The organism is Actinokineospora terrae (genome assembly GCF_900111175.1).
In the GTDB taxonomy this organism is placed as follows: domain Bacteria; phylum Actinomycetota; class Actinomycetes; order Mycobacteriales; family Pseudonocardiaceae; genus Actinokineospora; species Actinokineospora terrae.
The window spans coordinates 132,203-144,277 of sequence record NZ_FOGI01000010.1; the positions used below are offsets into that span (position 1 = coordinate 132,203).

General features: G+C 71.0%; 7 protein-coding genes. 2 read left to right on the plus strand and 5 right to left on the minus strand.

Features of this window, described 5'->3' with window-relative positions; translation table 11 throughout:
• Positions 1–120: 120 nt before the first annotated feature.
• Positions 121–1,371, plus strand: a complete 1,251-nt coding sequence (locus BMY07_RS23400) for a S8 family peptidase (protein WP_092782654.1) — start codon at positions 121–123, stop codon at positions 1,369–1,371.
• Positions 1,372–1,388: 17 nt separating this feature from the next.
• Here the strand turns inward: BMY07_RS23400 and BMY07_RS35925 are convergent, their stop codons facing one another.
• The 5 genes from BMY07_RS35925 to BMY07_RS23425 all read right to left on the minus strand — a co-directional run bounded on the left by BMY07_RS35925 (position 1,389) and on the right by BMY07_RS23425 (position 10,504).
• A complete protein-coding gene (locus BMY07_RS35925) occupies positions 1,389–5,642 on the minus strand; it encodes a tetratricopeptide repeat protein (RefSeq protein ID WP_143073606.1) in 4,254 nt (1,417 codons plus the stop codon).
• Between the two features lie 24 nt (positions 5,643–5,666).
• Positions 5,667–6,593 (minus strand): AAA family ATPase, encoded by a 927-nt coding sequence (locus tag BMY07_RS23410; RefSeq protein WP_092782657.1) that lies wholly within the window; start codon positions 6,591–6,593, stop codon positions 5,667–5,669.
• Positions 6,594–6,602: 9 nt separating this feature from the next.
• Entirely contained in the window at positions 6,603–8,429 is a 1,827-nt protein-coding gene (locus BMY07_RS23415) for a vWA-MoxR associated conflict system protein (RefSeq protein WP_092782660.1), read from the minus strand.
• Positions 8,430–8,505: 76 nt separating this feature from the next.
• Positions 8,506–10,083: an MFS transporter gene (locus tag BMY07_RS23420; protein WP_342741556.1), complete on the minus strand. Its 1,578-nt coding sequence runs from the start codon at positions 10,081–10,083 to the stop codon at positions 8,506–8,508.
• Entirely contained in the window at positions 10,073–10,504 is a 432-nt protein-coding gene (locus BMY07_RS23425; protein ID WP_177215730.1) for a MarR family winged helix-turn-helix transcriptional regulator, read from the minus strand. Before BMY07_RS23425 ends, BMY07_RS23420 begins: the two co-directional genes overlap by 11 nt.
• A gap of 865 nt (positions 10,505–11,369) precedes the next feature.
• Between BMY07_RS23425 and BMY07_RS23430 the strand changes: the two genes are divergently transcribed.
• A complete protein-coding gene (locus BMY07_RS23430; RefSeq protein ID WP_177215731.1) occupies positions 11,370–12,074 on the plus strand; it encodes a Crp/Fnr family transcriptional regulator in 705 nt (234 codons plus the stop codon).
• Position 12,075: the final 1 nt, after the last annotated feature.

A 12,075-nucleotide genomic window follows, 5' to 3' on the forward strand; every position in this document is an offset into this window, starting at 1 on the left:
TCCGGTCCGGGGCGTGGTTGCGCCGAATGTCGGCTACGCGCGGGTCGCAACCGAACCACAACCCCGGTGCGGTGTGCTCAGCCTCCCTGTCATTCCCTGCTCCAGTGGAGGCTTCACGCAATGAACGCCAGGTTCAGGAAGGTGTCCCGGCGCTTCGCGCTGTTGGCGGGCACAGTCGTCGTGGTCGCCGGGTTCGGCGGAGCGGTGCCCGTCGCCGCCGCGCCCGCGCCCGCCACCAAGCCCGCGCAGATCCTGTTCGCCGACACCCCCACCGCCGTGCCGGACACCTACATCGCGGTACTCGCCGACCAGCAGGCGTCGCCGGACGTGGTGAAGCGGCGCGCCACCGAGGCGACGCAGAAGTACGGCGTGACCGTGCAGAACTCGTACTACACGGCGCTGCGCGGCTTCCAGGTCAAGGCCAGCGTCGAGCAGGCGCGCCAGCTCTCGACCGACACCGCGTTCGAGTACATCGCGCAGGACCAGGAGTTCTCCACCCAGGCACTCGGCGTGCAGACCGCGCCGCCGTCGTGGGGGCTCAACCGGATCGACCAGCGCTCGCTGCCGCTGGACACCAAGTACCACTACCCGCAGACCGCGCCGAACGTCTACGCCTACATCATCGACACCGGGATCCGCTACACCCACCAGGAGTTCGGCGGCCGCGCGATCTACGGCATCGACACCGTCGGCGGTGTCTTCCCGCCCGGCAACGACTGCCACGGCCACGGCACGCACGTCGCGGGCACCGTCGGCGGAAAGACCGTCGGCGTGGCCAAGCAGGTCCAGCTGGTCTCGGTGCGCGTGCTCAACTGCGCGGGCAGCGGCACCGGCGGCGGCGTCATCGCGGGCGTCGACTGGGTCACCAACGACGCCATCCTCACCGGCCGCAAGGGCGTCGCGAACATGAGCCTCGGCGGCCTCAACTTCCCGCCGCTCAACACCGCCGTCACCAACTCCATCTCCGCGGGCAACGTCCACTACTCCGTCGCCGCGGGCAACTCCAACGCCAACGCCTGCGCCTACTCCCCGGCCAGCGTCCCGGCCGCGACCACAGTCGGTTCCACCGACCCCAACGACACGCGCTCGACGTTCTCCAACTACGGCCCCTGCGTCGACCTGTTCGCCCCCGGCCGCAACATCTACTCCGCCCACCACACCGCCGACAACGCCTACACCACGATGAGCGGCACCTCCATGGCCGCCCCGCACGTCACCGGCACCGCCGCCATGTGGCGCCAACGCTTCCCCGGTGACTCCGCGTGGCAGACGGCGACCTCGCTGACCGCCAACGCCACCCCCGGCGTGGTGCTGAGCCCCGGCGCGGGTTCCCCGAACCTGCTGCTGTTCGCCAACCACATCCCCGTCTAACAGTCCACTGTGACCAGTCAGACCCCGGCGGTTCCGTCGCCGGGGTCTGACTGGCGCACGTACTCGTAGATCCTCTCGGTGCGCTCCAGGGCCTTGGCGTGCCCCGGGTCGTGGCGGGCGAGGTTCTGGAAGATCGCCAACGCCTCTCCGGCGGCGGTGTGAGCTTGCTGGGACGGGCCGTACGCGAGGGCGAGGTTGGCCAGGCAGATGGCCAGCTCGACGCGGTAGGCGCCGCGGTTCTCGTCGGCCAGCTCGCGGAAGAGGGTTGCCGCTTCGGTGTGGACGGTGATGGCGCCGGGGGTGTCGGCCATGAGGTCGAGGGTGATGCCGTGGTTGTTGAGGCAGGTGGCCAGGTCCGAGCGGAGTTCGGGCCGGTTGGGCAGGAGGCTGCGGTAGATCGCGATGGACGTGCGGTGGCAGTCGTCCGCGCTCATCAGCCTGCCCATCTCCCGCTGCACCGCGGCTCGCGCCTCGAACGCCTCGGCCGTGGTGGTGGCCCTGGGCTGGCTCGATGCCAGTGATACGGCTTCCTCGGCTGCTTGCAGCGCGGCGTCGAGGTTGCCGGTGGCGCAGTGGGTCAGGGAGAGGATGGTCAGACTGTGGGCGAGTGTGGCTGGACCGCACAGCCTGGAGGCGCGCAGGGTCTCGACCGCCTGCTGCGCCAGGTCGAGGGCTGGATCGTCCGAAAGGGATAGTCGGGCGATGATGGTCTGGACGTGGGCCAGGTGGGTGCGATGCGCGTCAGGATTCGCGGCGGATAGCTCAAGGGCGTTGTCCAACGCTGTCCTGGCCCTGTCGACGACAGCCCTGCGCTTGCCGGTCGCGTACTCGATCATCGCGGCATTGATCAACGTGGTGGAGAAGCTGCGGACGTCGTAGCTGTCGTTGCCCACCATGAAACTGTCACTGATGGCCCGCAGCGCCTGATCCGGGCGGGCCAAGGCCAAGAGGGCCATGGCGTGGTTGTTCAGGGCGACCGCGTGGTTGTGCCAGGACAACCGGTCGCGACCGCGGTTCGTCTCGTACGTGGTGGCCGCGTACTTCGCCGCCTGTTCGGCCTGCTTGAGATGCTCCTCGGCGTAGTAGGCGACGGCGAGTTCGTTGGCCATGGTGACGTCGAGGAGGGGGGTGGTACCGATGTGGATGGCCTCCCCGTACCTGCCCGCCCGGTTCAGCCGGATCATCATGGCCGCGTCGCCCCTGGTCACGGCCCGGGTGAGTTCGACCGCGAAGTCAGCCAACACCTCGCTGTAGTCCGGCAACAGCTTGAGCAACCGGTTGCGCCTGCCCTGTGCCATGCCCCTTGGCAGAGCTTCGACGAAGGTGTCCGAGTTCGTGAGGGATGGGGCCAGCACGAGGATGAGTTCGGCCATCTCCCTGTCACGCACCAGGAGACCGATGAGCTCGGTGAACTCGCCTCCGCCGCTTGCCTTGTCCAGGAGCAGCACGAGCCGGATCCGGTCCTCGGTGGTCGTGGACCGGAGGAGATGGCCGGGACTCGTCTGCCCGAATACGCCGAGACAACCGCGCCGGAGGAAGTCCGGTGCGGAGATGAAGTGGTGCCCGGACGGGTAGAACCGGGCGATTGCGTCGACCACAGCCTCTTTGTTGACCAACTCCAACGCGTGGGCACGGGTGGCGGGGCTCAGCAGAACGAGCTTCGCCGCGTCGTCGAGCGGAAGCCGGTGGACGATCTGCCACAGGTCCACCTCGTGGCGCAGCAGCGCGTTGATATCGCCTGGTGGGTTGCGGTGGGCATGCTCGAGATCGCGCGCTAGTTCGGCGACCCTCACTTGGATTCCCCGCACGAGCCGGCCGGTTCGCCGCAGGGGGACATCGGTGGCGCCGGTGACGACGGGGGTGATCACCGAGATCGCGGCGGAGGGGAGCGGGTGCTCGGAGAGCAGGAGAAGGTGAGTTCCGCCCTGTGGGAGCGGGATTGTGGCGTCCGGGGGCGGGTCGGCGCAGATGATCAACACTGGGTCGTGTGGGGAGAGGGCGAGGGTGGCGAGGTGGGGCCAGTCGAGCCAGGCGACTGTCCACTCGGCAGGGAGACCGTTGGCGAGGCGGGCGGTGAGAGTGGGGTGTGCGGGGAGATCGGGGTTGGCGAAGTTCAGGACCGCGTTGCTCGTGAGGAGCGTGTCGAAGGTGTCCAGCCAAGGCTGTTCGGTGGGGGTGGGGAAGGCGCCCAGGGCGGGGTTGAGGAGGGGGGCGGGGGTGAGGACGTGGCCGAAGGTGGGGAGGGTGGGGGGTGGGGTGGAGAACTCGGCCAGTTCCAAGGGTTCTGGGAAGCACGCGCCCGCGTGGGCGGCCACTACTTCGCGGAAGTTCTCGCGGTCCAACAGGGTTCGGGTAGTGACAACGGCGTGGTGGGCGGGGCTTTGTGGGGTGAGGGTGGGGATCACGCCCACGACCAAGCCCTCGTGGAAGACGATCGCGCCACCGGAGAAGGTGTAGCCGTTGGCGTCGCGGATGTGGCGGGGGTATTCGACGGTGAGGGGGTCGGTGAAGGGGAGGGTGGTGGTCCACACCAGGCGGGACGGGGCCAGGGAGCGGCCGATGACCTTGTGCTCGCCCTCGGCGCCCCCGGTGACCGGTGTGCCCCAGCGGACCGGCGGGAGGTCGGGGACGACGTCCTCGGTGGTGGTGAGCAGGGCCAGGCGCCCGGAGTGCCAGACGACTGTGCCCGTGGTCGTGGCGGATTCCCCGATGACGCCGATCTCCACCTGGTCCGGGAGCTTCTCGCTCGCAGCGAGGAGCAAGGCCAGACGTGAGGTGATGAGCAGGGCGGTGCGGTCGCCGACAGCGACGACTCTGGCCTGGGCGTCGTCCACCAGCCTGGTCGTCGGGGTGGCGATGGGGTCCGCTGCGTCGAGGGTGTTCAGGAGGTCGGTGGCGGCGGTGGCGAATTGCTGGGACTCGGCGGGGAGGGTGGCGCGGGCGGCGGGGTCCAGGATCAGGGCCGAGACGCCGGAGGGGGTGGGGGTCTGGGTGGCTATGTGGGCGGTCAGGGTTTCGACCAGGTCCCAGGCGTCCTGGTGGGTCAGGTGGGTCTGGATCAGGGGGGCGGCGGCGAGGCGGAAGGCGAGGACGGGGTAGCGGGGGTCGGGGGTGATGACCGTGAGCAGGCCGCTGGAGAGGAACTCGGCGATGTCCGACAGGCCCGCGTCGGGGACCATGGTGTGCCGGATCAAGTGCAGCAGCGGCAGGCCGAAGCGGCTGAAGTGGGAGCAGAGCACGGCCAGGCGGACGGCGGCCGGTGTGGCGGTGTGCAGGAAGGACTCGGCGACCTCGGTGATCGTCGCGGGGATGCTGGGGCGGACCGGGGAGTCCACGAGGATGGCGTCGCAGCCCGGGTGGGCGCCGCGCATGAGGGTGTGCGACCAGCGGGCGATCGAGGCCGGGGTCAACGACACGGTGGGGACGCCGGTGGTGAGGCGGCCAGGTGTGAGGGCGTGGGTCCGAACGCGGCGTTGGTTGAGGGCGGAATGGCGCCAGAGTCGTTGCGGCAGTGGGTCGATGATGACCGTGGGAGTGGTGGCCGCCGCAGAGCGCACCAGGTTCCACAGTGGACCGGAGCGCCATTCCGGGGCGGTGAAGTCCGACAGGAACATGACCAGGCGGCGGGAACCGGGGGTGCGCAGGCGCCGGGGGAGCGACGTGATCGGACCGTCGTCGTCGCGCACCGCCGCGGTGGCCGGGGCGAGCTGCCAGACCCGGACCTGTCGGAACGCGCCCATCCGGCGCAACAGGGCCACGAACGCCGACACGTCGTCGTGCCACACCGACATCGTGGTGCTGGTGTCGACGACCACCACCACGTCGAACCAGCGCTCCGGCTCCGGCGCGACCACCGGCACCAGGATCCCTTCCGCCGCATAGCGTTCGACGGTCGCGTCCACATCCAACCGGTTACGCACGCCGGCGCGCCACGGCTTGAGGAACGGCCGCAGCGCGCGCCCCATGGCCAACAGGTCCACCGACGCGCGGGTCACCGGCACGGTCGCGGGCTTGCCCTGCCTGCGCTCCAGGCTCGACGACGTCCGCTCCACCACTGGCCGCCGCTCGACGGGCGCGGGCGGGTCGACGCGCGCGGGCTCGGGAACGACCGGCGGCGTGACAACCGGAGCCCGCGGCGGCACGACCACCGGCTCGACCGGCGGCAACACAACCTGCCCCGCCAGCCACATCGCGTCCGCCACCGCCCAGACATCCAGTTCCGGCACCGCGGCCGAGATGGCCGCAACCACTCCCGCCAGCGCGTCGGTCATGACTCAGCGGCCACAGTGGTCGGGTCAGCCATGGTTCAGCGATCGCAGTAGCAGGTTTCGCAGGCTTTCCGTGTCCGCGCCGCCTGGACCCGTGACCACGTGGATGACGTTGAGCAGTTGGTCCACGGCGAGGACGTCGTTGTCCGCCAAGCGTTGCGCGAAGGCCTCGACCAGCTCCGACACCGGCTGGCTCAACGGGTCCACGTCCAGGTGCGCGGCGACGATCCGGCGCAGCTCCACCACCCCGGGCTTGGGCATCGTGAACCGCACGCAGCGCCGCAGGAACGCGGGTGGGAAGTCGCGTTCGTCGTTGCTCGTCAGGACGATGAACGGGAACTCGGTGCAGGCGACCTTGCCCGCGGACACCACGCTCGTCTCGGTGCTCTCCCAGTGCCGCACCGCGACCTCGTCCACCGCGTGCCGGGTCAGCTCCGGGATCTCGAACTCGCCGCGCTCCAACACGTCCAGCAGATCGCTGGGCAGGTCGAGGTCGCTCTTGTCGATCTCGTCGATCAGCAACGCCCGTGGCCGGACCGAGGGCAGCAGGGCCGTCCCGAGTGGACCGAGCCGCAGGAACTCGGCGATGTCGTCCACGCCGTGGTCGATGCCCTCCCGGCGCAGGTTCTGCGCGTGCACTCGACCCAGGGCGTCGTAGCGGTAGAGCGCGTCGCGCAGGGTGCTGCGGGAGGTGATGTGCCAGCGCAGCACCTGGCCCAGGTCCAGCTCGTGCGCGACCTGCTCGATGATCGTCGACTTGCCCGACCCCGCCGTCCCGGACACCAGCAGCGGCCTGCGCAGCAGCACCGCCGCGTTCACCGCCTCCACCAGTCCCGGCGGCGGCTGGAACCGCGCGTGCGGTGACCGGCGCGGGAAGGTCCGCCACGGCGGTGGGGCGGGCAGCACCTCGCGCCGCTGCTCGCCGTCACCCCGGTAGTACCGCGCCCAGGTCATGTCCACCTCTCAGTTCGCCGTCGGGGGGTTCATCTCGCGCCTGGCCAGGCGTCGGCCGAACACCAGCCAGTCCTCGTCGTGCCACACCGACCGCAGGCAGCGCAGCGGGGACCCGTCGCGGTACGCCGACGCGAGGCCCTCCGGCAGCGACCCCCACCGCTCGTACAACGCGGGCAGCCAGCCCTCGCTCTCCTCCCGCGGCCACAGCAGGATCGGGCAGTACGGCAGCAGCAGGTCCAGCACCGCGGCCAGGTCGGCGGGCCGGTGGTCGATGGCGATGGCCCGGGTGAACTCGCTGTTGGCCAGCCGCTCGTCGAGCACGTCCAGGTCGCCGAGCGCGTCGACACCCAGCGGGTCCAGCGGCACCCCGGCCGCCGCGCCCACCCGGTGCAGCACGTCGTGGGCGTTGTCGTGCAGGTCGGCGCGGTAGGTCGTCGGGTCGAGCCAGCCGGTCCACTGGGTCAGCACCTGGTGGCGGGCGCCGAGGAAGAACCGGCCCGGCCTGCTGCGCTCCGGGTACCAGGTGGCCAGCAGGTGCGCGGGCGCGGCCAGGTCCAGGTGGCGCAGCCGCTCACCCGGCCGCAGCCGCCCGTCCGCCCACGCCAGCGCCTGCCCGATCGCGGCCTCGGCGCCCGCCTGGGTCCGGTCCGACTCGAACACCGTCTGCGGGGTCGGGCTCTGGCCGGGCCGCAGCAGGTACGCCTCCACCGCGTCCGGCCACAGCGGCGCCTCGGCGGCAAGGCTCACCACCAGCCGCAACTCCTTGCGCCCCGCCAGCGGGACGTGCACCTCGGTCACCGCGTCCCGCAACTCCGGTTCCGCGTGCGCATCCGCCGCCCAAGTCCGCAACGCCGGGTGCTCGCCATCCGCGCCGACTGCCTTGGCTAAAGCCACCAGCAACCGTGCGACCGCGGCCTTCGGTTTGCCCCGCGCCGATCCGTTGAGCGCAGCGTCCTCCAGAACCCGCACCAGCAGACCCGATCCGGACCCGTCGCCGGTCACCCCGACCGCCGTTGCCGCCGCGCGGATCGCGTCCGTCGACAGGTCCAGCTCACGCGCGCACTCGGCGGCCCGCACGGCGTAGAACAAGGCGGAGTGGGTGTGCAGGATCCGCCGCGTGCCCAGGGTGTCCGGCGCCGACTCGGCCGCCGCGCGCAGTTCGTCGAACCGCTCGCGCGTCCAGACCGGCGGCACCGGGAACTCGCCCCAGGCGTGGAGCAACCGGTCCACTGTGGCGCGGCCGAGCGGTCCGATCACCTCGCCGAGCAGGTGCGGGACCCAGACCCGGTTGGGCACGAGGGGAACGGGGTCGCCGGTGAGGGTGGCACCGATTGTCGCGGCCAGCGCGGGGTCCACGGCGATGTGCTCGTCACCGGCCGGGTCACCCGCGGTGATCACGGCGCTGAGGGCGAAGGTGGCGCGGAGGTCGTGCGTCGCCGCGGTGAGGACGGTGCCGCCGTTGACGGTGACGGGGTGCGCGGCGCCGTGCAGGTCCAGCAGCGCGGTCAGGGGAACGACCTCGGCGCAGTCCTGGAGCAGTTGCCGCAGGTCGACCGTGGCGCCGGTGGCGGTGACGTACTGTGTGCCGCTCGCTGACCCCAGGACGGCCAACACGAGCCTGGCCCCCGCCCTGCTCGCGGTCCTGGCCGCGGTCATCACTTGCCTGCGGGCGTCGGCCGGGTCCGCGAACGAGGCCACCGGCGGCCCGGACATCGCCTTGAGCACCGGGTCGGTCAGCGCGGCGTGCAGGGTCGACGCGGCCCGCTCCAGGGCATCCGGCTGCCCGACCGCCCCGCACCGGGTGGCGACGACGAGCAGGTGCCGCGTCATGGTCATCCGCTCGCTCGCCGCTCCCTGTCACCGGGCAATGATCACAAGGCTAGATCGGTGCCGGGAGCGGCGGCGTTTCGGCTCAGGCGGCGGCTCGTTCCTCGGCCAGGCGCTGCGTGCCGGACTGGGTGCGGAGCGGGACCTCCCTGATGGCGGCCACGCAGACCACCGTCGCGAGGGACAACACCGCCGCCACCAGCAGGATCGTCGCCGTCGCGTCGCCGTAAGCGGTGCGGACGATGGTGGCCACGACGGGCGGGAGCTGGTCCAGCGAGCCGATGCCCGCGCCGCCGGAGCCAACGGGGATGCCCGCATCGGCCAGGCCCTGCGTGGTCAGGGTGCCCACCCGGCTGGCGAGGACCGCGCCGAGGACGGACACGCCGACCGTGCCGCCGAGCGAGCGGAAGAAGGCGACCGTGGAACTCGCCGCGCCCAGGTCGGCGGGGGCGACGGTGTTCTGCACGGCCAGGACCAGGTTCTGCATGGTCATCCCCATGCCGACGCCGAGGACGAACAGGAAGGCGCCGAGCAGCACCATGTCCGTGGTGTGGTCGATCGTGCCGAGCAGGCCGAAGCCCGCGACCATCAGCGCCGAGCCGACCACCAGGAACGCCTTCCACCGGCCGAGGCGGGTGATCAGGATGCCGGACAGGGTGGATGAGAGCACCGACCCGATGATCATCGGCAGGGTCAGCAGGCCCGCCGCGGTCGGCGAGTAGCCCCTGGCGATCTGGAAGTACTGGCCGAGGAACACCGCGCCGCCGAACAGGGCCGTGCCGACCGCGATGCCGGCGACCGTGGCCAACGCGGTGGTGCGGTCGGCGAACAGGCGCAACGGGATGATCGGCTCGACCGCCCGCGACTCCACCCACACCGCCAGCGCCAGCAGCACCACGCCGGCACCGGCCAGCGCGAACGACGTGCCCGAACCCCAGGCGAACTCGCCGCCCGCGAGCGTCACCCAGATCAGCAGGACGCTCACCCCGGCGGTGATCAGCGCGGCGCCCCAGTAGTCGATCCGCACCCTGCGCCGCACGACGGGCAGGTTCAACGTCCGCTGCACGACCAGCGCCGAGACCACCGCCAGCGGCACGCACACGAAGAAGCACCACCGCCACCCCAGCCGGCTCGTGTCGACGATGACCCCGCCCAGCAGCGGACCCGCGACCGTCGCCACCGACATGACCGCCGCGATCGGACCGGAGTACCGGCCGCGCTCCCTGGGGCTGATCATCGCCGCGATCACGATGACGACCAGCGACTGCAGGCCGCCGAGCCCGAGGCCCTGCACGACGCGCCAGACGATCAGGACGTCCATCGACTGCGCGAAGCCCGCCAGCACGGAACCGGCGGTGAACACGCCGATGGCCAGCTGCACCAGCAGCTTCTTGCTGACCAGGTCCGACAGCTTGCCCCAGATCGGGGTGCTCGCGGTGGACGCCAGCAGCGCGGCGGTGATCACCCAGGTGTACTGCCGCTGCGAGCCGTGCAGGTCTCGGATGATCGTCGGCAGCGCGTTGGACACGATGGTGGAGGACAGGAACGCGGTCAGCATGGCCAGCAGCAGACCGGTCAACGCCTCGATCACCCGGCGGTGGTCCATCCGGCCGCTCGCCTCGGCTCCGGTTCCGGTCGGGAGTGCTGTGGACTCAGTGGGCACGGGGGGACTCCTGGGTGGACAGGGCGCGCACGTCGTCTTCGAGCCTGCGCAACAGGGACAGGAGAGTCGCCGCGTCGTCCTCGGACCAGCGGTCGAGTGCCGCGAGCAGCCGCTGGGCCTCCTTGTCGCGGTGTCCTCGGAGCCAGTCGACGCCTTCGTCGGTCAGGGAGAGCAGCCCCGCCCTACCGTCCTCCGGATCCGGCCGCCGCTTGACCAGCCCATCGCGAACCAGCCCGACGACCTGCCTGCTGACCACGGACGGATCGACCGCCAGCCCACAGGCCAACTGCCCAAGCCGCTGCTCACCCGCGTGGTCGAGGAAGGCCAGCAGGGCAGCGGCCGACCGCTGCTCCTCCTGCTTGAACCCACGGCCAGCTCGCACGATCGCCCGGAACGCCTCGATCAACCCACTGGCTGTCACCCCGGCGACCATGACCGCCTCCTGTAGTGGTTGGGATAGCCAACTATAAGGAGGTTGGTTGTGGAACGCAACTACTGGGTGGCGGGGGTCACCGGACGGTCAGATCGGTGGTGATCCCCTTGGGGCGGACGCGGAACAGGTCGGCGCCGATCTGCTCGGAGTGGTCGTGGACGTACCCAGCCAGGTGGACCGGCCAGGCCGCTCTTGCCAGGGTGATGTCGCGGGTGATGGCGAGGAACCGGGCGAGTTGTCCGCGGTGAGCAGGCGGGTCAGGGCGAGTTCCCAGCCCTCGGTGTCACCTGTGCGCAGCAAGGGGGAGTGCGGCAGTGGGTCCGTCGGGGTCTCGGGCTTGGTTCACCCGATGGCGGAAGAAGGCGCGGGAAGCCACTCAGCGGACCAGGTACGGGGTTGGGTGGCCGCGTACGCGGATCTGGGTGTCTGCTCATCGGGGTGGGGTGACGCGGATGTGGAGGCTGCTGCCGTCGTCGCGGGTGTCGGTTAGGTCGAGGGTGGCGGTGTGGGGGAGGCGTTCGGTCAGGGTGCGCAGGGTGTGTTGTCTGCGGTGATCGCGTCTGGCTTGTCACCACAGGCGTAGGGCGGTGGTGACCAAGCCGCCTGCTGTTAGGACTAGCACCTCGGTCATGGTCTTCGCTCCGTTCGGCTGATGTGGGTAAGAGGCTGGGAGGGGCTTCGCCGTCACGGGGGTTCACTCGGGTGGCCCACAACGGCGTGGAACTCCGCACCGGTGCGGGATGGTGTTTGTGGACTGTGCGCCGTTCAGGGGACGTGGGGGTGTTTGGTGTACGGGGGCGGGACCTGGTGGGACAGTGGGGCGACACTGGTGCGACCAGGGAACGGTGGGCTGATGACCACTGCGAGCCGGTGGCCTCCGGCGAGTTTGCTCGGCGGTCTCGACGAGCGGGTTCGGCGGGAGTTGCTGGGGCTCGGGCAGTCCATCCGGGTGCGCGACGGCGACCGGTTGTTGCGGGCGGGGGATCCGGCGACGCACGTGTACCTGTTGCTGCTCGGGTGGTTCAAGGTCCACGCCAACCGGCCCAGCGGCGACGAGGCGCTCATCGCCGTGCGGTCCGGCGGTGACCTGGTCGGCGAGCTCGCCGCGTTCGAGGGCCGCCCCCGCACCGTGTCCGTCCGCGCCTGCGGCCCGGGCGTGGTCCGCCGCATCGACCGCGAGGACTTCCTCGCCTTCCTCACCCAGCACGGGCCCGCGTTGCGCGCCGTCCTGCGCGCCGTCTCCGAGAAGCACCGCTGGGTGACCCGGCGACTCACCGAGTTCGCAGGCTACGCCGTCCGCCGCAGGGTCGCGTGCGTCCTGGCCGAACTCCTGGAGAAGGACCTGCGGCACCAGACCGCCACCGCCATCCCGGTCCAACTGAGCCAGGCCGAACTCGCCGCCCTGGCGGGCACCTCGGTCCCCTCGGTACAACGCGTCCTACGCCAGTTCCGCACCGAAGGCCTCGTGGAAACCCGCTACCGCCGAGTGGTGGTAACCGACGTAGCGGGCGTCGCCCGACTCGCCGGCACCGAACAGGCCGTCGAGTGCGTGTGGTGAG